Consider the following 22,006-nt stretch of genomic DNA (forward strand, 5'->3'; position numbering starts at 1 on the left):
CGCGACGGTGATCGGGTCCCCGATCAGGAAGGATCGCCGCCCTCCGCCGCCGGTGCGGCCCTGGGCAGGTCCACCTTGATCTCGACCCGGCGGTTCTTGTCGCGCCCCTCGGGGTCGTCCGATCCGTCGAGCTTGCGGTTGGGGGCGATCGGCCGTGCCTCGCCCAGCGCGATGACGGTGATCCGCTCCGCCGCGACGCCCTTCTGGACCAGATAGTCCCGCGCCGCCTCGGCCCGCTTGCGCGAGGCGATGAGGTTGGACGCGTCCGAGCCGGAGGAGTCGCTATGCCCCCAGATGGTGATCGGCCCGCCCAGCGCGAACACGGGATCGGCGACCAGCCTGTCGAGCAAGGCCATCCCCTCCGGATCGGGCTGAGCACCCTTGGCCGGGAAGGGAACGGTCAGTTCGACCGGCTCGGCGGGCGGTGTCGGGGTGGGCGACGGTTCGACATCCGGACGGATGATCGACTTCTTGCTCTCTTCCGGTTCCGCCGCCGCAGCGTTGCCCGTCATGGCCATGTTGCTCTCGGCCTCGACATTGGCCGGGGCTTCGGCGACTTCGTTCGCGGCCGGTTCGCGGCTCGGCTGACAGGCGGTGATGCCCAGCCCGATCAGGACCGTCGCGAAGGCGCGCGCGGCCTTGATGTTCCCTGTCGGTATCGTCATGCGATGACCTCTCCCGTTTCAAAGACCTGATTAGCGTCCGGATCGCCATGGCGCGAGGGGCCATAGGACACGACGATGTCGCCATTTTGCGGCATCGGCCGGGCAGCATGGGTGAAGAAGCGGATGACACCGTCCTTGCGCAGCACGAGCAGCATGTCGGCCTCGTCCGGCAGGATCGACCGGGCATGGTCGAACTTGAACTGCTCGCTGATCCGCGTCTTGCGGAAGGTCCAGCCCGCCGCCTCGCGCCGCAGAATGTCCTCGACACCGTGCCCGGCGGTGAACATCGCGCGGCCGCGAAGGGCTTCGGGCAGGCGGCGATGATCCTCATGGTCGCCGCTGCCGCCGAGCTGATAGACCGAGTCCCGGCCGATATCGTGCGCGAATTCGCTACAGACCAGCGCATTATACGCCTCGTTTTCGGTCGTCGCGACCAGCACCTGGAACTGGGTGAGGTCGAGCCGCTCCTCGGTCGTCTCGGCCAGGATCTCGCCATGATAGGTCTCGATCCCCGCCTGACGTGCGCCGGACAGGCGCTGCCAGCTGGTGTCGACGATCATCACGGGCAGGCCCAGCGACTGGATCTGGCGGGCGAGCGAGATGCTCCACGGCGTGCTGCCGACGATTAGCAGCCCCTTCTGCGTCGCCCCCGTCACCTTCAGCCAGCGCGCGACATGGCGGATGCTGAAGCCATGCGCGACGATCGTCGCGACCACCACCGCAAAGGACAGGGTGACGAGGATATTGCCGTTGCCATAGCCCAGCTGGTCGAGGCGCAGCGCAAACAGGCCGGATACCGCCACCGCAACGACACCGCGCGGTGCGATCCAGGCGATCAGCAGCCGCTCGTTCCAGGGCAGCTTGCTGAAGGCCAGCGCGATCAGCACCGTCGCCGGGCGCACCAGGAACAGCAGCGCGAGAAGGAAGGCGGCGAAGCGCCATTCGAACAGGCGCAGCACCTCGAAATCCAGTGACGCGGAGAGCAGGACGAACACGCCGGAGATCAGCAGGACCGTTACATTCTCCTTGAACGGATGAATGTCGCGCAGCGAGTCCAGGCGCATATTGGCGATCGCGATGCCCATGACCGTCACCGCCAGCAGCCCGGTTTCCTGCTGGATCAGGTTGGACAGGACGAAGGTGCCGATCACCGCCACCAGCAGCACCGGGGCTTTGAGATATTCGGGCACATGGCCGCGCGGAAAGGCCCAGGCGATGGCGCGCGCCATGCCATAGCCGATCAGCCCTGATACCACCGCGGCACCCAGCAGCGCGATGACGACCGAGGCCAGCGTACCGCCCTCGTCGACGCGGCGCAGATATTCATAGGTGATGACGGCGCACAGCGCACCGAACGGATCGTTGACGATCGCTTCCCATTTCAGGATCGCACGCGGGCGGGCCGCGATATTGCTCTGGCGCAGCAGCGGGATGACGACGGTCGGCCCCGTCACGACGAGGATACCGGCGAACAGGATCGCCACCGGCCACACCAGCCCCGCGACATAATAACAGGCCAGCGACCCCAGCACCCAGCCCAGCGGGATGCCGATCATCATCAATCGCGTGACGGCCCCTTCCGTCTTGCGCAGCTCGCGGAAATTGAGGCTCAAGCCCCCCTCGAACAGGATCAGTGCGACCGCCACCGAGATCATCGGCTCCAGCAGATCGCCAAAGGTATGTTCGGGAATGATGAGGCCGGTGATCGGCCCGGCGATGACGCCCGCCGCCAGCATCAGCGCGATGGCGGGCCATCCCGTACGCCACGCAATCCACTGCGCGCCGATCCCCAGAACACCGATCAGCGCGAAAACAAGTGCTTGTTGTTCCATGGTGCCGTGTAACTCATGGGCTGCCCAAAGGTAACCGCGTCCCCACTATATCCACCCGTCCTCAAGCCCGCGAGCTAGAGTCCGACCCGCTCGATCATCGTCGCGATCTCGACCGGCAGGGTGGTTTCGCCTTTGGGGAGCAGCCGGTTGAGCGCCGTCTGCACCCGCTTGCGCGCGACCTGATAGGCCTTGTGCCGGATCGAGCGGGTGGCATTGGTTCGCCACGACGGGCTTTCGCCGAGCAGCGCCTCCCACTTGGCCTCCTCCGCCTCCAGGATCGACAGCGCCAGCCGCAGGCCGTCGCGTCGCCCGCGCGCATAATCGTCGGATGTCTCTGCTTTCTCCATCGCCCCGCAAACTGGCCCCGATCCCGGTTCGAGGCAAGTCGGCGGTCAGGCCCGGCGCGAACGCGGACGCGGCGCCAGCCGGTCCAGCGCATCGGCATTGTCGCGCCCCCAGCCGTACAACAGCTCGACCGGCTCGACGAAGCGTTGGCCCAGATCGCTCAGCCGGTATTCGACCATCGGCGGCATGGTGCTTTGGACGTGGCGGGTCAGCAGCCCGCTGCCCTCCATGTCGCGCAGCGTCTGGGTCAGCATCTTCTTCGAGATGCCCGGCAGGCTGCGCTGGAGGACGCCCGTCCGCGCGACGCCGCCGTGACGGGCGTGCAGCGTGTGCAGCACCATGCTGGTCCACTTGGTCGCGAACAGTTCCAGCACGCGGCGCGGGGCACAATCCTCCCGCCATTCTTCATCCGGCGTTCCCGGCTGCATCATCATCTCCAGGCCTGGGCACCAGATGGTGCCGTCTGGAACCGCTGTCCACCCGCCCCCAGCTAAAGTCCCTGACAAAGGAGGCTTTCATGGCGAAGACGGCATTGGTGGTGGGCGCGAGCGGGATCGTCGGCAGCGCGACGGCGGCGCTGCTGGTGGAGCAGGGCTGGACGGTTCACGGCCTGGCCCGCCGACCCACCGGACAGGCGGGTGTTCAGCCGGTCGCGGCCGATCTTCAGGACCGCGATGCGACCGCGGCGGCGCTGCGCGACGTGAAGCCCGATGCGGTCTTCATCACGACCTGGCTGCGGCAGGACAGCGAGGCGGAGAATATCCGGGTCAACGCCGCCATGGTCCGCAACCTGCTCGACGGACTGCCCAAACCCACCGGCCCGCGCCATGTCGCGCTGGTCACCGGCCTCAAACATTATCTCGGGCCGTTCGAGGCTTATGGCAAAGGCACGCTGCCGCAGACGCCGTTCCGCGAGGAACAGGGGCGGCTGGACGTCGAGAATTTCTATTATGCGCAGGAGGACGAGGTGTTCGCCGCAGCGGCGCGCGACGGCTTCACCTGGAGCGTTCACCGCCCGCATACCGTGATCGGGCTGGCGGTCGGCAACGCGATGAACATGGGCACGACGCTGGCGGTCTATGCGACGCTGTGCCGAGAGACGGGGCGGCCCTTCACCTTTCCCGGCTCGGCCGCGCAATGGTCGGGGCTGACCGACATGACCGATGCCGGGCAGCTCGCGCGCCATCTGCTCTGGGCGGCGGAGACCGAGGCGGCGCATGACGAGGCGTTCAACGTCGTCAATGGCGACGTCTTCCGATGGCAGTGGATGTGGGGCCGCATCGCCGACTGGTTCGGCGTCGAGGCCGCACCGTTCGACGGCATCGTGCGGCCGCTGGAGCAGCAGATGGCGAACGACGCCGCATTGTGGCGCGAGATCGCCGCGCGTGAAGGGCTGGCCGAACCCGATCTGAACCGCCTCGCCTCGCCTTGGCACACCGATGCCGATCTGGGCCGTCCGATCGAGGTGGTGACCGACATGTCCAAGAGCCGTCGCCTGGGCTTCACCGGCTATCAGCCGACCGACGATGCCTTCTTCGCCCTGTTCACGCGGCTCCGTGCCGACCGCCTCATTCCATAAGGCAGGGCGCGATCCGAGGCCCTGGGCGCGGCCGCGAAAGGCTGCCCGGCGGCGGGGGCTGTGCGATGTGAGTCGCCGCCCCCGCCCTTTCCGGCGGGCACCACTCGTCCGTTTCGGCCGGACGACAGACGGTAGGCAAAAAAAATTCCGGATGACGCTGTCAGACGATCAATGGGTCATATCGCCAGGAAAGCCGCTCCCCATTCATGATAACGTTATCATCCGATGATGCCGGGTCGTGGCGATTTTATCGATCGCTTGCCGCCACTTATACCAAAGGATAGCCAATCTAAGTCCACTTTTGCCTATCCGAAATGGGACCGGCAAGCCGCCGCGATTGCCGCCTTACGTGGGCAAAATGTGACGGATCACGGTCACGCCGCTTTATAAAGTCTTAGAAATTCCCGTGTGATTCGCGGCGATCTTGATCCGGATCAATGTCAAAAACGCGGGAAACATCATGCGGGCCACAATCAAACTGAAGCTGGGCGCGACATTCGCCATCGTGCTTGCCTTGTTGCTGGGCATGGCGGCCCTTGCCGCCTCGAAACTGAACGAAATGAACAGCGTCACCACCGCGATCATCACTGGTCCGGCGGCTCGGCTGGACCGGGCGGAAACGCTGAACGAGCGCATCAGCTACGCGGTCCGCATGGAAAAGAATCTCGCGCTTTCCTCCGAGGATCAACAGATGCGGATGTTCGACGGCGACCTGATGCGGGCTCGCTCGGACATAACGTCGCTGATCGAAGCGGGCCTGGCGACCGCCACGCCGGCGGGCCGACCGATCTGGGCCAAAATCAGCAATGACTATGCCGCCTGGTCGCCCGTCAATGACACGGTCCGCCGCCTCGGCCTTGCCAATCACAATGAGGAAGCCGGTGCGCTGTCCATGACGAAATCGCGCGAATTGGCGAGCAAGATCAGCGAAGGGACGCTGCAACTCGTCCAGAATGCCAAGGCAGACATGGATACCGCCCGGCAGAATGCCGACGCCATCTACAGCAGCGCGCGCAACACGCTGCTTGTCATCTCGGGCCTGGCCCTGCTGATCGCGCTGGTCGGTGCGGTCTGGATCGCACGGATCGTGTCGCAGGGCCTGAAGAAGATCTCGATCGCGATCCAGGCGGTGGCGATCGGCGATATCGAACAGGAGGTGACGGTCGCCACCAATGACGAGATCAAGGATCTGGTCGATACGGTGAATCACATGACCGCCAATCTGCGCCGGAGCGCGCGGCTGGCCGACACCATTGCCGAGGGCGACCTGAGCATCGATCACCAAGCGCTGTCGGACAAGGACCTTCTGGGTCATGCCCTGATCCGCATGACCACCAACCTGCGCAAGTCGGCGGAACTGGCGGAGACGATCGCGGGCGGTGACCTGACCGTCAGCCACCGGCCGCTGTCGGACCGGGACTCGCTGGGCCAGGCGCTGGTCATGATGATCGAGCGGCTGCGCGGTGTCGTCGGCGACGCCACGCTGGCCGCCAAGAATGTCGCCGCGGGTAGCCAGCAACTGTCCTCGTCATCGGAGCAGATGTCGCAGGGTGCGACCGAACAGGCGGCCGCTGCTGAGGAAGCCTCCGCCTCGATGGAGCAGATGGCGGCGAACATCAAACAGAATGCCGACAATGCCAGTCAGACCGAAAAAATCGCCCGCCAGTCCTCGCAGGATGCCGAGATCAGCGGCGCGGCGGTGCAGAAGGCCGTCGGCGCGATGCGCACCATCGCCGAGAAGATCACCATCGTGCAGGAAATCGCCCGCCAGACCGATCTGCTCGCGCTGAACGCCGCGGTCGAGGCGGCGCGGGCTGGCGAACATGGTCGCGGCTTTGCGGTCGTGGCCGCCGAGGTGCGCAAGCTGGCCGAACGGAGCCAGATTGCAGCGGGTGAGATCAGCGGCATGTCCTCCGACACGGTGGCGGCGGCGCAACAGGCCGGGGAGATGCTTGGTTCGCTCGTCCCCGACATCCGCCGCACCGCCGAACTGGTCGCCGAGATCAGCGCCGCGTGCCGCGAACAGGATATCGGCGCCACCCAGATCAACGCCGCGATCCAGCAGCTCGATCAGGTCACGCAGCAGAACGCCGCCGCCTCCGAGCAGATTTCCGCGACCTCCGAGGAACTCGCCAGCCAGGCCGAGGAACTGGAGGAAAATATCGCCTTCTTCCGCATCGACAGCGACATGCACCGCGCAGGCCGGACGCCCGCCCCGGCGCGGAACCCTGCGCCCGCCAAAAAGACCAAGCCCGCCGCGCGGACCAACATGGTCGCCGACCAGCAGGCGCGCATCCGCGGCTTCGCGCTGGACATGTCGACCGGCGGCCCGGACGGTGAAGACGCCGATTTCGGCCGCGCCGCCTAAGGGGCAAGCGCCTGCACCACGCGCGCGCACCATCCCGGCGGAGGCCGGGATCCAGTTGGGTCAGCGCTCGCAGATGACGCAAGTCGTCCCGCGACTGGACCCCGGCCTCCGCCGGGGTGGCGTGCGGGAATGGGGAAGGCGAATGACTGCAATGCCTTCCTCAGGAGAATTGTTCTCGGAAAGCCCCAGTCGCAGGGTAATACCGGGCCGATCGACACGCACTTATGCCCTTCTCCGCCTCGCCCCTCGCGGAGGGGAGAGGGGCCGTCGATGCGAATTCGCGATCGCCCCCCTCACCCCGCCAGCAACGTCCGCGCACATCCCTGCACATGATCGGCGATCAGCTTGAACGCCGCGCTCATCGGCGACTGGCGGCGCCAGGCGATGGCGATCGACCGATGGGTGCGCCAGCCCTGGACGGGCAGGATCTTCAATCCCGCCGCCCCGCCCACTTCCGATCGAAGATACAGGCTGGGCAACAGCGTCAGGCCCAGCCCGCTGGCGACCATCTGGTGCAGGCTTTCCAGGCTGGTCCCGTAATAGTCCGGCGCGATGGTCATGCCATAATGGTCCGCGACCTCGGCCGCCTGGCGCGCCAGATGATGACGCGGGTCCAGAGTCAGCAGCGAACTACCGGTGAGCATGTCGCGATCCGCTTCGATGGCGGCATCGATGGGGTGGTCGAGCGCCGCGACCAGATGCAGCGGCTCGCGGAACAGCGGCTCGACGGTCAGGTCGTCGCCCGTCATGGGCAGCGGGCCGAGCAGCACGTCGATATCGCCGCGCGACAGCTCGCGTATCTGTTCGTCGGGTATCCCCTCGCGCACATGCAGGCGCAGGCGCGGGGCCATACGGTGCAGTTCGGCGATGATCGGCGAAAGGAGATACGGCCCCAGCGTCGGCGTCGTCCCCAGCTTCAGCGTGCCGGTCAGGCTGTCGGACGAACCCGCCGCCAGCGCCACGATATCGCTGGCGTCGCTCAACATGCGTCGCGCCGTCGCCACGATACTACGCCCTATCGGCGTCAGGATCGCGCCCGTCGCACTGCGCTCCAGCAGTCTGGCGCCCAGCCGCTCCTCCAGCGTGCGGACCTGCTGGCTGAGCGTCGGCTGCGAGACATTGGCGACCCGCGCCGCCAGCGCGAAGGACCCCGTGTCCGCGATCGTGACGAGATATTCGAGCTGACGCAGGGTAAGCATAGGATCCTATAGCGGCTTTCTATACCCTGGGCACGGCAATTCCGATTGGCCACCGCCATGATATGTCGTTACACCAATTTCACTAGGATCAAGCCGAAGCGTACCTTTCATGGAGGGGAACATGAGAGTGCTGCGGAGTGACGGTGGCCGTCGGCTGCCCGCTCCGGCTCGGCCAGGATACGGAAAAAGGGGCGCGTTTTGGCGGGACAGCGATTGGGTTTTCGGGATGCGGTGGGCTGGCTGTCGCAAATCATAGGGCCTGATTCGGCCTATGTCCGTCTTGGCATCGTCTACACCATCGCGATCAGCCTGCTGGCGCTGGCGACGCCCATCTCGGTCCAGTTGCTGATCAACAGCGTCGCCAATACCGCCATGCCCGCCCCGCTCTGGGCGCTGTCGGGCGTGCTGCTGATGCTGTTGCTGATGGTCGCCGGGCTCAGCGCGCTCAGGGTGTGGATCATGGCGGCGTTCGAGCGTCGCCTCTTCTCGCGCGTCGTCGCCGAAGTGACGGTCCGGGCGGTCCATGCGCAGGACCCGTTCTTCGCCGATGGCAATCGCGGCGACCTGTTCAACCGCTATTTCGACCTGGTGGTCGTCCAGAAATCGGTGCCCAGCCTGGTCATCGGCGCCTTCACCATCATGCTCCAGGCGGCGATCGGTCTGACCATCACCAGCTTCTACCACCCGGTCTTCCTGGCCTTCAACGTGGTGCTGGTCGCGGCCCTTCTGCTGGTGTGGATGCTGTGGCGGCGCGGCGCGATCAGCGGGGCGGTGGCACTCAGCCATGCCAAGCACAATGCCGCCCGCTGGCTGGAGAGCGTCGGCGGGTCGAACGGCTTCTACAAGTCGCTGCGCCATCTCGACTTCGCGATGAACCGGTCGGAGGCGATGACCGCCAATTATGTCGACACGCATCGCCGCTATTTCCGCTATCAGTTCGCGCAGACCATCGCCTTCCTGCTGATCTACGCCTTTGCCAGCGCCGGATTGCTGCTGCTGGGCGGCATGCTGATCCTGCGCGGGCAGCTGTCGCTGGGCCAGCTGGTCGCGGCCGAGCTGATCCTGTCGGGCGTCTTCTACGGCATCTCGCAATTCGGCTGGTATCTCGACACCTTCTACGACCTGGTCGCCAGTTCCGAGGAGCTGTCGCTGCTGTTCGCCATCCCGCAGGAGCCGACCGTGCGCGGCGATAACGGCCCGCGCGACGGATCGGTCAAGCTGACCGACGTCGCGTTCAACGACGCACGCTACAACCTGACGCTGGCGGCCGGGGAGCAGCTCGTCACCGTGACCGAGCCGGGGGCCGAGCGTCTGCTGGCGATGCTGCTGAAGCGCCACGCGCTGCCCGATCGCGGCCTGGTGCGGATCGGCAATGCCGATCTGGGCTCGTTCGACATGTACCGCCTGCGCTCCGACGTGACGGTGCTCGACCGCTCGACCATCGTCGAGGTCACGATCCGCGAATATCTGCGCCTCGCCTCGGGCGAGCTGGCCGAAAAGGCGATGGAGGCGCTGGCGCTGGTCGGGCTGGAACGTCGTCTGGCCAGCCTCCCACAGGGGCTGGACACGCCGCTGGGTTCGACCGGCTATCCGCTGAGCGTCGGCGAGACGATGGCGCTCAAGCTCGCCAATGCGCTGCTGGTCGGCCCCAAGCTGCTGCTGCTCGGCCAGCTCTACGACCTGTTGCCGCCCGAACGGCTTCGCGCCGCGCTGCGCCTGTTGCGGGAGCATGGCACGACCGTGCTGCTATGCACCGGCCGCCCCGAGGACATGCAACTGGACGGCTATCTCTATCTCGGTCTGACCGAACAGCGCCGCTTCGACCAGCTCGCCGACCTTCAGAACGCCTATCGCCGGGAGGACGCCGATGTCGCCTGATCAGCTCGCGCATTTCCGCACCCTCTCGTCGCTGCGTCCGCCACGGGTCACGGTCGCCATCGCCTGGATCCTGACGGTCGGGATCGCGGCGGTCATCTTCATCCTGTTCTTCGTGCCGTGGCTGCAGACCGCGCAGGGGCGCGGCCAGGTCGTCTCGCTCGACCCCACCGACCGGGCGCAGGACGTGACCGCGCTGGTGCCCGGCCGGGTCGAGCGCTGGTATGTCCATGACGGCCAGCATGTGAAGCAGGGCGACCCGATCGCGCGGATCATCGACCTCGATCCCAATCTGCTCTCCCGCCTTGCCGCCGAACGCGCGCAGGTGGAGGCTGAGATCGCCTCGGTCCGCCAGTCTCAGGCGGTCGCCCAGATCGACGTCAACCGCACCCGCCAGCTCTATTCGGAGGGGCTGGCCTCGCGCCGCGATTACGAACAGGCGCAGATCAAGGTCGCCGACTCCGGCGCCAAGCTGGCGGAGTCGCGGGCCAAGCTGAACCGGATCGACGTGCAGCTGAACCGCCAGTCGGCGCAGCTGGTCCGCGCCCCGCGCGCCGGTCGTATCCAGAATCTGAACGCGGCGGCGGGCGGTGCCTATGTCTCGGCGGGCACGGCGCTGGCGGTGGTCGCGCCGGAAGAGGTGCAGCGCGCGGTCGAATTGCTGATCGACGGCCGCGACGTGCCGCTGCTGCGCCCCGGTCGCCCGGTGCGTCTGGAGTTCGAGGGCTGGCCCGCGATCCAGTTCAGCGGCTGGCCCTCGATCGCCTATGGCTTTTTCGACGGTCGCGTCCGCACGATCGATCCCAATGCCAATGCGCAGGGGCTGTTCCGCATCCTGGTCGAGCCTGCGCCGGGCAAGCCCGCCTGGCCCGAGCGCCGCTTCGTCCGGCTGGGCGGCAAGGTGCAGGGCTGGGTCCAGGGCGAGACGGTGACGGTCGGCTATGAACTGTGGCGTCAGCTCAACGACTTCCCGCTGGAATTCGGCCAGACGGTGAATGACAAGCAGGACGACAAGGGCGCGAAGGACGATGACAAGAAGATCGCGGCCAAGGCGGGCAAGCCGAAATGATGCGCTCGCTGCTGCTGATCTCCGCGCTCGCCGTCCCGGCCCTGTCCGCCCCCGTCACAGCGCAGCGGATCGAGGCCAACCCGCGTCCTGCGCCCATGCCCAAGTCCGGGCCGCTGACCCTGGACGAGGTGCTGCGCTCCTCCGCCCGCGCCGCACCGCAGATCATCGAGGCCCTGGCCAGGATCCGATCGGCGGAGGGCAAGGCGATCACCGCCGATGGTGCCTTCGACACGGTGTTCGAAGCGGAAGGTCGCTCGCGCACACTCGGCTATTATGACGGCACCGTCGCCGCCGCGAGCGCCAACCGCCCGCTGAGCAACAATGGCGGCTATGTCTATGGCGGCTACCGGGTCAGCCGGGGCAGTTTCCCGGTCTATGAGGACCAGAATTACACCAACCGCCTGGGCGAGGTGAAGGTCGGCGCGCTCTATTCGCTGTTGCGCGACCGGCTGGTCGACGAGCGCCGCACGAAGCGCACGCTGGCCTCGGGCGATATCGACATCGCCAGGTTCGAGCGTGAAGCCGTAGCGATCGGCGTGCAGCGACGCGCGGTCGACGCCTATCAGAACTGGGTTGCGGCGGGCCTGCGCCTGCGGGCGTATCGCGACCTGCTCGACCTGTCGCTCAATCGGCGCGGCGGACTGGCCCGTCAGGTGGAGCTGGGCGCGCGGCCCGATATCCTGCTGGCCGAGAATGACCAGAATGTCGTCCGCCGCCGGGCGCTGGTGGTGCGGGCCGAGGGAGATTTCCTGGCGGCGGCCAATGCCCTGTCGCTCTATTTTCGCGATGCCGAGGGCGATCCGGTACAGGTCGGGCCGGAACGCCTGCCGGGTGGGGCCGAGGCGCTGTCCGGCGTCGCGGTGGCGGCGCGCCGGAATTTCGAACAGCGCCGCCCCGACCTGCAGGTTCTGCTGGCAAGGATCGACCAGGGATCGGCGCGTCTGGCGCTGGCGCAGAACGACCTGCGTCCCCGGTTCGACCTGCGCGGCGAGATGGGCAAGGATGTCGGCCCGGTCGGCCTCGGCGGCCCCAGTCGTACGCCGCTGGAGGCGGCGGTCGGCTTTCGCTTCTCGATGCCGCTCCAGAACCGCGCGGCGAAGGGCCGCATGGTCGAGGCGCAGGCCGAGATGGATGCGCTGTCGGCGCGCAGCCGCTTTCTGCGCGACCAGATCGCGGTGGAGGTCGAGGGGATCACCATCGGCGTCGATGCCGCCGAAAAGCTGGCCATCATCGCCGAGCAGGAACGCCAGCTGGCCGAACGGCTCGCAGCGGCCGAGCGGCGTCGGTTCGAGCTGGGGTCGAGCGACTTCTTCCTGGTCAACCAGCGCGAGGAAACCGCGAACGACGCCCGCGTCCGCCTGATCGACGCCCAGGCCCGGATCGCGGCCGCCCGCGCCGAACTGGCCGCCGCCACCGCCGACCGCACGGCGCTGGGGCTGGAGCCGTAGGACATTCATTCCTCCCCCTGCGGGGGGCGCAACAGGGGCATGTCGGTCAGCAGCAGCGGCGAATAACCGACTCTGGAAACAACCAGAGCATGATGACATGGGATCGAACCGAGCCTGGCCCCTCCCGTTCAGGGGAGGGGTGGATCAAGCTGATGGCATCATGCCCTAACGCCAGCAGCCGGAACGCCCCGCTCCCCATCGGTGATCGGCGCGAGCGCGACGGGGTGGCCGTAGAGATAGCCCTGCCCCAGCCGACAACCGAGCTGGCGCAGTCGCTCGGCCTGCCATTCGGTTTCGATCCCTTCGGCGATCACGACCTTGCCCAGGCCGATCCCCAGGCCGACGATCGCACTGACGATCGGGAAGGTGCCGCCATCGGTTTCGTCGAGCCCGGCGACGAAGGACTGGTCGATCTTGATCCGGTCCACCGGCAGGTCGCGCAGATGGACGAGCGAGGCATAGCCGGTGCCGAAATCGTCCAGGGCGATGCACACCCCCGCATCGTGCAATAGGCGCAGGCTGGACAGGATGCTGTCGGCACCGCGGTCGAGCATCACGCCCTCCGTCACCTCGACACACAGCCGCGACGGATCGACACCGTGATGCGCCAGCCGTTCGAGCACGGTGCGCGCCGAACGCGGCCCGGCCAGCTGCGCCGCGGTGAAGTTGACGCACACCACGCCCAGCGCCTCGCCGCGATCACGCAGTGCGGTCAATGCCAGTTCGAGGACATGGTCTTGGATGCGCAGGCCGATCCGCTCGGCGACCAGCACATCGGCGAAACGGTCCGGGGTCATCAGCCCATGGACCGGATGGTCCCAGCGGAGCAGCGCTTCGTGCCCGCACACGGTTTCGGTCTCCAGCGAGACGATGGGTTGCAGGTAGAGGATGAACTCGCCCTGATCCAGCGCCTGCTCGGCCTCCCCGGCAAAGGCGACCTGCAACTCGCGCAGGCTGCTGTGCAGCGGATCGTAGCGGACATAGCGCGCGCGTCCCAGCCGCTTGGCGGTGTAGAGCGCCAGATCCGCATTGTGATACAGTAGGTCGAGCGCCTGCGCATCGTCCGGATAGCGGGCCGACCCGATGCTGAGCGACATGGTCCGGCTGCGATCGCGGCCATGCCATGGCTCCCCCTGGATGCCGGCGATGCGTTCGGCCAGGGCGACCTCGTCCTGCAACGAGCCGGGGCACAGGATCGCGAACTCGTCGCCGCCGATCCGCGACACCTGCACATCGACCATTGAGCGGACGACCCCGCCCAGCGCGGTGCCGACATGACAGAGCAGCATGTCGCCGCTGGCATGGCCCTCCCGGTCGTTGACGTCCTTCAGATAATCGACGTCGATCAGGAACAGGCTGAACGGAATGGACGCCTTTATCAGGGTATTGGCCTGCTGTTGAAAGGCGGCGCGGTTGCCCAGGCCGGTCAGGAAGTCGGTGTGCGCGGCCAGCCGCAGCGTCTTGGTCTCGGCCATGTCGATCTCGCGACGTTGCCGCGCCTCGTCGAGTTCGAGGCGGATGCGGCGGAAACGGTCGGCGATCGCGAGCGAGAGGACCAGCGCCTCGAACGCCAGCGCCAGGAAGGTCGCCATGTCCACCGCGTCATTCTGCCGCACCAGGCCCAGGTTGCGCGCCAGTCGCAGGGTGAACAGGATGATCACCGGGCTCCACCCGATCATGTAGAACCAGATGACGCGGCTGCCCCGCCGCGCGGCCACCGCGCAGGACGTCGCGATCAGCACCGAGGTCGCGGCAATGGTATAATTGAGCAGTCGGTCGGTCAGGACCGGCGGGAGCCATGTATCGGCAGCCGCCAGCACGCCCAGCGATGCTCCCCCGATCGCCACCCAGCGTCCCGCCCGGATCAGGCCACGCGGCATCACCCCTTCTTCGATGACCGAGAAGAAGAACATGTTGCCCGCCGCCACCATCAGGCCGACCAGCACGAACGAGATGCGCACCGCGATCGGCCCGACCAGCCATGGCACGACCAGCGCCGCCGTGTTGGTCCAGATCACGCCATAGACCAGCGCGACCGCCACCCAGAGCAGATACCAGCGCTGAAAGGCCGGACGCCGCCCGGCATGGATCACCAGATTGTAGAGAAAGGCCGACAGCAGCGTGCCCGCAAAAAGGCCGCTCAACACCAGCCAGCCGACATCCGCGCCGTTCATGACACTGCCCGGTCGGGCCACGACCTTGCGCATCAGCGACAGGTCGTCGATCCGCCGGAAACCAATATACAGCCCCCGAACGTCGCGGCCCGGCGTCGGAACCACGAATTTCAGCAGCCCGCCGGGTGTCCAATGGTCCCGCAAATCGGCATAGGACCGCGAACGCCGAACGATATCGTCGCGCGTGACGACCATCAAGGCGATCCGGTCGAACCGCGTCTGGTCGATCAACAAATCCCAGCCGGGGGGCAAGCTGCCCAATCGGGACGTATCCAGCCGCAACCACAGCCAGTCCGCGCCCCGCGTCGGTGCCTGTGCGCCGCAACGATAGGATGCCTCGACGATCCCGGCATCGGTGGCGCTATCCGGCAGCGCGGCGCTGCACACGGTCGGATACAGATCGACCGCCCTGGCGGAGACCGTACCCGGCGTCATCGCGGCCAGGAGCAGCAGCCCAAAAAGGCCCCACGCCCTGACGTCCCAAACCCGCTTCGCGGCCTTCATGCCGACCCGTCCCCAACCGCAATAATGTGACGGAAACAAGACGGCCAATCCCACAGAGCGCCCCCGCTCCCGCCGCTTTCCCCGCCTGCGCCCTGACCGCCTTTTTACGCTTTCGTCAATCTCCGTATTTCAGGCCCTTGAAGTGACATGACTTTTTTCTGGACAGTCGCAGGATCGGCCGGATCGCGGAGCCGGGCATCGCTTTTGTCATATCGGACCGTGCGCGCTCTGGTGGCGGGCACAGGCTTTGGGCATGGAAGGGGCATGACGTTGTTACACCGGATCGCCCGTACGCTCCCCGCCTCGCTGTCGCTGCTCATCACGGCCTGTTCGCCGCTGGCGACCTTCGACACCCTGGTGCCCAAGGATGGCGGCGGCAGGCGCGTGGCCGAGGCGCTGTCCTATGGTTCCGATCCTCGTCAGCGGCTCGACATCTATGCCCCGCGCACCGCCGGAGCGGGCGAACGGCCGGTGGTCGTCTTTTTCTATGGCGGCAGCTGGAACAGCGGGACACGGAGCGGCTATGCCTTTGTCGGGCGGGCGCTGGCGGCGCAGGGCTTTGTCGTGGTGATCCCGGATTACCGGCTGGTCCCCGCCATCCGTTATCCGGCCTTTGTCGAGGACGGTGCCGCGGCGGTGCGCTGGACGAAGGGGCATATCGCCGAATTCGGTGGCGATCCCGCCAGGCTGGTGCTGATGGGGCATTCGGCGGGGGCCTATATCGCCGCGATGCTGGCGGTCGACGATCGTTGGCTGGGCCGTGACCGACAGGCGGTGCGCGGGCTGGTCGGGCTGGCCGGTCCCTATGATTTCGCGCCCTTCGACATGGATGTCAGCCGGGCGGCCTTCGGCGGCTGGCCGCACCCCGAGGAGACCCAGCCGGTTCGCTGGGCCGGGGCGGGTGATCCCCCCGCGCTGCTGCTGGTCGGCGGCGAGGACACGACGGTCCAGCCGCGCAACAGCGAGGCGCTGGCCGCCGGGCTGCGGGCAGGTGGCGTGCCGGTGACGCTGCGCGCCTATCCCAAACTCGGCCATATCGGCATGATCCTGTCGGTCGCCCGCCCCTTTCGCGGCCGCGCGCCGGTGGTGGCCGATGTCGCCGCCTTCGTCCGGCAGGTGACGCGCTAACGTCCGTCGGGGATCAGCCAGGTCTCCGCCACCTGCTTGCCGCGCCCGCTGCCGCCCATGCCCGGCGGCCGGGTCCAGGCCAGGTCCAGCGTGCCGCCGGCCGTCGCCTCGCGCGGGATGGCGACCGTGACCTGGCTGGGGTTGGCGGTGCGGATGAAATGCTCCTGCAATAGGATGCTGCCGTTCGCGACCAGCCGCATCGGCAAGGTATAGTCCTCGCCCGCATAGGTGATCGTCAGGCTGTAGCCCCGACGCGGGTCGAGCCCTTGATAATGCAGCCGCAGCGGGCTGTCATAGAGCGTCTCGGCATAGTCTAGCTCGCCCGGCCACCAGCCGTCCGCCGGGGTCCGGTCGGCGATGCCGTCGATGGCGGTGGTGAAGAATTGCGGATCGGCTTCGAAACCGGCCCCGCGCACCAGATGCGGCTCGGCATCCGGGCGGCCCAGATCGTCATACAGCGCGCCCTCCGCCCGGCGGCTGCGGTCGGGGATCGGCCAGCCTCTGCCCATCCGCGCCTCGATCCAGGCGCGGCCGGTCAGGTCGACATCGGCGCGGTCGAGATTGGCGCCCCGCTCGATATTCGACGCGCCGTAGCGCTTGACGCTGAGTTGCAGCCGCACCGCCTGCCACAGCCGTTCGGCCAGCGCGTCCAGCCGATCGCGCAACGCGGCGACCTCCGGCCCGTCATCGGTCGCCAGGACGGCGCGCGCGCGTTCGGGATCGGGCGCGGCCAGGGCCGCCGCTCGTCGCGCACGGGCCGCGATGGTGCGACGGCGGACCAGCGCGTCATACACCGCACGATAGCGCAGCGCGTCGATACGCCAGTCGGCGAACGCGGCGGGCCGGACCTGATCGGCGAGGCGCAGCGTGGCGTCGATCGCGGGGTTGGTGGCAGGGTCGCCGACCCAATTCGCCTCCAGCGCCGCCGGAAGCGCCGCCGCCCGGTCATCGCCGATGAAGACCCGCGCATAGTCTTTGGCAAAGGCGCGGGTGTCGGTCTTCGGATCCCAACCCAGACGGAACCAGAGGAACTGGTTGAAGTCGTCGTTCACCCCCTCGGAATAGGTAATGAAACCGGCGGTCAGGGGTGCGAAGCGGGCAAAGATATGGGCATAGGCGTCGGGACGCGGATTGATCGGCTCTCGCCCCTCGGTCAGCGCGAATTCGGGCCACCAGCGCGGCACCGGAAACTGCGCATGCATGGTGTGCGCGATGTCGGGATAGAGGATCAGCGGATAGCGTGCCGGTATCCGTGCCCGCTCGACCGACAGCGGATCGCGGGTCTGCGGACCGACGAAGACGCCGGTCAGCCAGTCGGGTTGTTTGTCCAGTTCATGGTAGAATGCCGTGAATCCCGCCGCGTCGAACCCTTGCGACGAGATATAGACGGGCGCCCTGGGATGGCGAGCCCGCAGCAATGCCGCCTGTTGCGCCACAAGCGGAAACAGCCGCGCGGGCGGCGTATGCCCCGGATCGCCGCCGGGCACATAGAGTGCGTCGACATAAGGCAGATCGGCCAATGTCCGCCGGAATGCCGCGACCTCCGCGGCCACTGCGCCGGGCTTTTCGTAATCGCCCAGCTCAGGATAATAGAGCGCGACGTCCAGTCCCAGCCGGTGGGTGATCGCGGAAATTCCCGCCAGCGTCTCGCGCGGCGGGGCGGGGAAGAGCGGCCCGGTCGCATCATCGTCGGACACCGGCGCGATGATCTGCACACCGCTGGCCCCCCAGAGCGCAAAATCCTCGATCCGCCGCTGAAACATCGGCAGTGTCCAGGCATCATAGCTGTTGTTCTTGGGGCGATAGCCGATCTGGGTCAGCCGCGTGGCATGAGCAGGCCGCTCGTCAATCGGCCCCCTCACCGTCAGCCGCGCGGTCCCACCCGCAATGTCGAGATGGCGCAGCACCCAGCCGGCGCCATAGACCAGCCCCCTCGTGTCTTCGGCGGTCACGACCGTCACCGGCCCTGTCCGCCGGATCGCAAAGGCCTTGCGGCCGAGCTTCGCGGGCGCCCGCCACCGGCTCCGCAGCGCAATGGGAAGCGCGGCCGCCACCGCCCCTCGCGGCGCGATCAGCACCCGGACGTCGCCGCACCATGCGACCCGCTCGGAAATCCGGCGGTTCAACAGGTCCGCCGCGACCTCCCCCCCTGCCCCGGCCGTCGCACAGGATGCCGCCAGTGCGGCCATGACGGCGATCATGCCGCGATCCGGGGCATGGGGATCGGAAAGGACGGTTTGCGGGTCACGCTCGGCTCCGTGGTTTCACTTTGGTCTTATGGCGCGACGGACCGGGACCGCAAAGACAAAAGGCCCCGGCATCGCTGCCCGGGCCGATGGCATGCTGCCATACTGGTCATAGGTCTCGTCCGGCAGGTTCGATGCATGGGCCGTCACGCGGAAATGGTCGTTCATGTTGTGTGAGGCCGAGAAGTCGAGCTGCCGATGGGAATCGGTGAAGTTCGACGACTGGAGACGCCCGAAGTCATCGAAATATTCCGAGTGGTAATGGTGGCTCAGCCGCGCCTGGGACGGACCGGACTCGAATAGGGCACGATATTGCAGGCGTTGCACGACAGATAGCTGGCGGGGGCGAAATACCATTCCGCCGACGGGCCGAAATTGGTCGCGGCAAAGGTCGCCCAGGTGATCAGGCCGTTGCCGATCGTCGCGGCGGTCCGCTGCGATCCGCGCACGTCATAGCTACATTCGGAATCGCTGAAATTGTCGTAATTGCCGCGGATCACGATGGCGTTGGCGGTCAGCGTGAAATTGTCGCTCGGCTCGGGACTGCATCGTGCCGGTGAAGCCCAGCCGCTGGCGCATCTGCTGGAAATATCCATGCGCCAGGAACGTGAGCGGGCGGGCGGTCTTCAGATCGTCGATCGTCGCATTGCGGTTCTGCGGGACAGTCTGCCCGGCGCCATCGGTCGTGGTGAACCGGCTGCCGGTCAGGTAACCGTACACGGCGACACCGGCGCGAGCGAGATTCTCCTTGGTCGCAATTGACCGAGCCCGGCACCGCGAAGGTGTCGCCGTCATTATGCCAGCTATACCGCGCCGAGCCGCGGAAATTGCCCCGGTTCGAGCGGTACTTATAGTCGTAACCGGCGGTCGCGGTCAGCGTGCCGGGCTTCCGGTCCGGCGGCTTGCGCATGACGATATCGACGGTGCCGCCGATTGGCGCGACGACCTTTCGAATGCGCCTGCCGTCTAGGCTTCCGGGCGCAGGCCCCATTGGTCGTAGAGATAGTCCCGCCCGGCAAAGCGGAAGCGGTGGTCATCCAGCCGCTCGACCGGCGCGCCGGGGGATGCCTTCCCGATCATCCAGCCGGGCAGGGCGATCCGCGTAATCTCGGTTCCGAACGGCCCGGACAAGGGCGCGTCCAGATCGAGCAGCAGGTCACGCGCGCCCAGCCGGGTGGTGACGTCCGTCATGTCATCGGGAAAGACCAACTCGTCAAAACGCCGCGACAGGTCCAGCGCCACGGCGCTGGCGCGATTGCCGTCCGCGACGACACCGCCCGCCAGCGTGTTGCCGTGGTTGATCCACGCCGCCCCGCCCTCTTGCTGAATCACCGCCAGCGCGTGCGGGTGCAGCGCGCGTTCGACCAGCAGGCGGTTGTCGCGAGGAATGGCGATGTCGGGACGTTCTTCCAGCAGACGCAGCGTCGCCTCCAGATGCAGCAGGTTCGGATAGACATTGCCCAACCCGTGCCGCTCGCGCCGCCTCGCATCCAGCCACGGGGTCAGGTCGCGCTCCTCGGGTCGCAGGACCAGCACGCGCGTCTGCCCGAACGCCCCCCTGTCGTCACGGGCATGGCGATGCAGCCGCCCGATCCGCTGGAGCAGCACGTCCATCGGCGCCAGATCGGTGATGAGGAAATCCGCATCGATATCCAGCGACTGTTCCAGCGTCTGGGTGCCGACCAATATCCGGCCGCCGGCGCTGCGCCGCTTGCCGAACGCATCCTCGACCGCCCTGTCGAGCAATCGCCGGTCGGTCGCGGCGAAGCGGCCATGATGCAGTGTCGCCACGCCCTCCACCCGAAAGGCGAGATCGGGGGCGAGCGCGGCCACCGCCTGCGCCACGGCGACCGCCCCGGCCACGCTGTTGCGCACCACCAGCACCGCCGCCCCGCCCTGCGCCGCCGCCACCGCGCACCGGGCGATCGCATCGGGATCGGCGATCAGCCCCGCCGTCTCGATACGGACATGCTTCTGCACCGCGCCCGACGCCATCGCCGAGCGTGGCGATGATCCGATGCCCGACAGCGCGGGATAGGGCAGAGCCTCCGCCTCGGCGAGCGAGGCGACCGGCGTCTTCAGCAATCGCGCCCGCGCCGCCGCGCCCAGCGTCGCCGACAGCAGCAGCGCACGGCCGCCGACCGCGACATGCTGGTCCAGCAACCGTTCGAGCAGCCCGGTCATATAGGCGTCCGAAGCATGAACCTCGTCCACGACCAGCAGGCTGCGCGCCAGGGCCGATGCGCGGAACAGCGCGTGCTTGACCGGCAACGCGGCGAGCAGTGCCTGATCGATCGTTCCGACCGCCACCCGCGCCGCGAGGAAGCGATTGGCCCGCTCCGCCGCCCAGCGTGCGTCCTCCTCGCCGCCCGGCTCACCGCCGTCCCAGCGGACCTCATAGCCGGGCAGCGCCTGTCCCTGCGCATCGCCTGCCTGCAGATAACCGGGCACCGCCAGCACGGCGGGCGGTGCCCCCTCGCCCCAGAGGGTCTTGATCGCCATGTTGACCCGCGCATGAAGCTGCACCGCCGCCGAGCGTGTCGGCAGCGCGAAGAACAGGCCATCGACCTCGCCGCGCCGCCGCATCTCGACCCAGCGCCATAGCGCCGCCTCGGTCTTGCCCGATCCGGTCTCCGCCTCGATCAGCGCGACCGGCCCCAGATCGGCGGCGGCCGCCTCCGTCTGGAAAGCATAGGGCGTGTTGCCGAACAGCGCCTCGAACCCGGCGGACGGCGTGTCGAGCGGCGTAAAGCCGCGTGCCGCCGCCGCCTCTGGCGCCTGTACGTCGCGCCATGCATCGCGGTCTGCACCATGCGGCCCCGCGACGGGGAAGCGCTTCGTATCCGAACCCAACCAGTCGGCCAGCGTCACCAGCCCGGCGAACAACGCCACGAAACACGGTGCATCGGGCAGTTTCGCACCCGCTTCCCAGGCGAGCGGCCAGCGGGCGCGCAGGGCGTCGATCAGGCGGACGACCGCCATGGCGGGGTCATCCTTCCCCTGCGGTTGCCAGTGGCCGACATGCCGAGTCCAGCAATCGGTATTCTTGCTCGCATCCCGGCGGAATTCGGCGAGCGGCCTGCCGTGATGCGCCATGACGGCGGCGAGATGCTGCTCCGCGCCCCAGCCCAGAATGATCTCCATCAGCGCCCTGGCGGCCGGACCCTGCCGCAATGTCGAATGGCGCAACACGGCGGCGACCGGGCCGGTATGACCGACCACCTGCCTGACCGCGGGATCGATCCGCGCCTGAAAACCGCGATTGGCCTTGCCCATATCGTGCAGCGCCGCCAGCACGATCAGCCGGGCGACGTCCTGCGCCGTCAACGGTCGCCCCGCCGCTTCTTCCAGACTTGGCCGCCAGACGGGCAGAATTGCATCCAAAGCTGCGCCAACGTCGAGGCAGTGATCGAGCAGCGGCAATATGGCGGCCAGCGTGCCGTCGTCATGACGGACCAGTTTCGCCCTAGTCTCCGCACCGTTCATCGCCTTCTCCCCGACGCGCCGCACGCCCGCGCGGAAGACTAGCGACCGGAAGATCCGACGCAATCCTTGCCCCCGTGAATAGTGCATC

The 22,006-nt window shown here is 67.4% G+C and carries 16 protein-coding genes; 7 read left to right on the forward strand and 9 right to left on the reverse strand.

What is annotated here, in order from left to right:
- Nucleotides 1–23: 23 nt before the first annotated feature.
- The 4 genes from BSZ14_RS04755 to BSZ14_RS04770 all read right to left on the reverse strand — a co-directional run bounded on the left by BSZ14_RS04755 (nt 24) and on the right by BSZ14_RS04770 (nt 3,270).
- Nucleotides 24–665, reverse strand: a complete 642-nt coding sequence (locus BSZ14_RS04755) for an OmpA family protein (protein WP_076710023.1) — start codon at nt 663–665, stop codon at nt 24–26.
- On the reverse strand, nt 662–2,497 hold the full coding sequence (locus BSZ14_RS04760) for a cation:proton antiporter (RefSeq protein ID WP_076710024.1): 1,836 nt from the start codon (nt 2,495–2,497) through the stop codon (nt 662–664). Before BSZ14_RS04760 ends, BSZ14_RS04755 begins: the two co-directional genes overlap by 4 nt.
- A 74-nt stretch (nt 2,498–2,571) precedes the next feature.
- Nucleotides 2,572–2,844, reverse strand: coding sequence for a hypothetical protein (locus BSZ14_RS04765; RefSeq protein ID WP_042490151.1), 273 nt, complete (start codon nt 2,842–2,844; stop codon nt 2,572–2,574).
- A 45-nt stretch (nt 2,845–2,889) separates the two neighbouring features.
- A complete protein-coding gene (locus tag BSZ14_RS04770) occupies nt 2,890–3,270 on the reverse strand; it encodes a winged helix-turn-helix transcriptional regulator (protein ID WP_042490216.1) in 381 nt (126 codons plus the stop codon).
- Between the two features lie 89 nt (nt 3,271–3,359).
- Here BSZ14_RS04770 and BSZ14_RS04775 point away from each other — a divergent pair, with 89 nt between their 5' ends.
- Entirely contained in the window at nt 3,360–4,421 is a 1,062-nt protein-coding gene (locus BSZ14_RS04775; protein WP_076710025.1) for an SDR family oxidoreductase, read from the forward strand.
- A gap of 460 nt (nt 4,422–4,881) precedes the next feature.
- Nucleotides 4,882–6,789 carry a methyl-accepting chemotaxis protein gene (locus tag BSZ14_RS04780; protein ID WP_076710064.1) on the forward strand — a complete coding sequence of 636 codons (1,908 nt, stop codon included), beginning with the start codon at nt 4,882–4,884 and terminating at the stop codon, nt 6,787–6,789.
- A 293-nt stretch (nt 6,790–7,082) separates the two neighbouring features.
- Here the strand turns inward: BSZ14_RS04780 and BSZ14_RS04785 are convergent, their stop codons facing one another.
- Entirely contained in the window at nt 7,083–7,988 is a 906-nt protein-coding gene (locus tag BSZ14_RS04785; RefSeq protein WP_042490155.1) for a hydrogen peroxide-inducible genes activator, read from the reverse strand.
- A 198-nt stretch (nt 7,989–8,186) separates the two neighbouring features.
- On the opposite strand from BSZ14_RS04785, the gene BSZ14_RS04790 reads away from it, so the two are divergent.
- The 3 genes from BSZ14_RS04790 to BSZ14_RS04800 are packed head-to-tail and all read left to right on the forward strand — an operon-like array spanning nt 8,187 to nt 12,380.
- Nucleotides 8,187–9,866 (forward strand): ABC transporter transmembrane domain-containing protein, encoded by a 1,680-nt coding sequence (locus BSZ14_RS04790; RefSeq protein ID WP_076710026.1) that lies wholly within the window; start codon nt 8,187–8,189, stop codon nt 9,864–9,866.
- Nucleotides 9,856–10,932 (forward strand): efflux RND transporter periplasmic adaptor subunit, encoded by a 1,077-nt coding sequence (locus BSZ14_RS04795; RefSeq protein WP_042490160.1) that lies wholly within the window; start codon nt 9,856–9,858, stop codon nt 10,930–10,932. Before BSZ14_RS04790 ends, BSZ14_RS04795 begins: the two co-directional genes overlap by 11 nt.
- Nucleotides 10,929–12,380 (forward strand): TolC family protein, encoded by a 1,452-nt coding sequence (locus tag BSZ14_RS04800; protein WP_083748100.1) that lies wholly within the window; start codon nt 10,929–10,931, stop codon nt 12,378–12,380. The genes BSZ14_RS04795 and BSZ14_RS04800 overlap by 4 nt, the downstream gene beginning before the upstream one ends.
- Nucleotides 12,381–12,538: 158 nt before the next feature.
- Here the strand turns inward: BSZ14_RS04800 and BSZ14_RS04805 are convergent, their stop codons facing one another.
- Nucleotides 12,539–15,058: a putative bifunctional diguanylate cyclase/phosphodiesterase gene (locus tag BSZ14_RS04805; protein WP_083748101.1), complete on the reverse strand. Its 2,520-nt coding sequence runs from the start codon at nt 15,056–15,058 to the stop codon at nt 12,539–12,541.
- Between the two features lie 264 nt (nt 15,059–15,322).
- Here BSZ14_RS04805 and BSZ14_RS04810 point away from each other — a divergent pair, with 264 nt between their 5' ends.
- The gene (locus BSZ14_RS04810) at nt 15,323–16,186 is read left to right on the forward strand and encodes an alpha/beta hydrolase (protein WP_076710027.1); all 864 of its coding nucleotides are present in this window, start codon (nt 15,323–15,325) and stop codon (nt 16,184–16,186) included.
- On the opposite strand, the gene BSZ14_RS04815 is transcribed toward BSZ14_RS04810, so the two are convergent.
- Nucleotides 16,183–18,387 carry a hypothetical protein gene (locus tag BSZ14_RS04815; RefSeq protein WP_076710028.1) on the reverse strand — a complete coding sequence of 735 codons (2,205 nt, stop codon included), beginning with the start codon at nt 18,385–18,387 and terminating at the stop codon, nt 16,183–16,185. The two genes, BSZ14_RS04810 and BSZ14_RS04815, sit on opposite strands and share 4 nt — an antisense overlap.
- Nucleotides 18,388–18,701: 314 nt before the next feature.
- Complete coding sequence (locus BSZ14_RS04820) at nt 18,702–18,932, reverse strand: hypothetical protein (RefSeq protein WP_076710029.1); 231 nt, start codon at nt 18,930–18,932, stop codon at nt 18,702–18,704.
- Nucleotide 18,933: 1 nt separating this feature from the next.
- On the opposite strand from BSZ14_RS04820, the gene BSZ14_RS04825 reads away from it, so the two are divergent.
- Nucleotides 18,934–19,194 (forward strand): hypothetical protein, encoded by a 261-nt coding sequence (locus BSZ14_RS04825; protein ID WP_076710030.1) that lies wholly within the window; start codon nt 18,934–18,936, stop codon nt 19,192–19,194.
- Between the two features lie 204 nt (nt 19,195–19,398).
- On the opposite strand, the gene cas3 is transcribed toward BSZ14_RS04825, so the two are convergent.
- Nucleotides 19,399–21,981 (reverse strand): CRISPR-associated helicase Cas3', encoded by a 2,583-nt coding sequence (gene cas3 / locus BSZ14_RS04830; protein ID WP_158069171.1) that lies wholly within the window; start codon nt 21,979–21,981, stop codon nt 19,399–19,401.
- Nucleotides 21,982–22,006: the final 25 nt, after the last annotated feature.

Source organism: Sphingomonas sp. Sph1(2015) (assembly GCF_001970915.1).
GTDB lineage: Bacteria > Pseudomonadota > Alphaproteobacteria > Sphingomonadales > Sphingomonadaceae > Sphingomonas > Sphingomonas parapaucimobilis.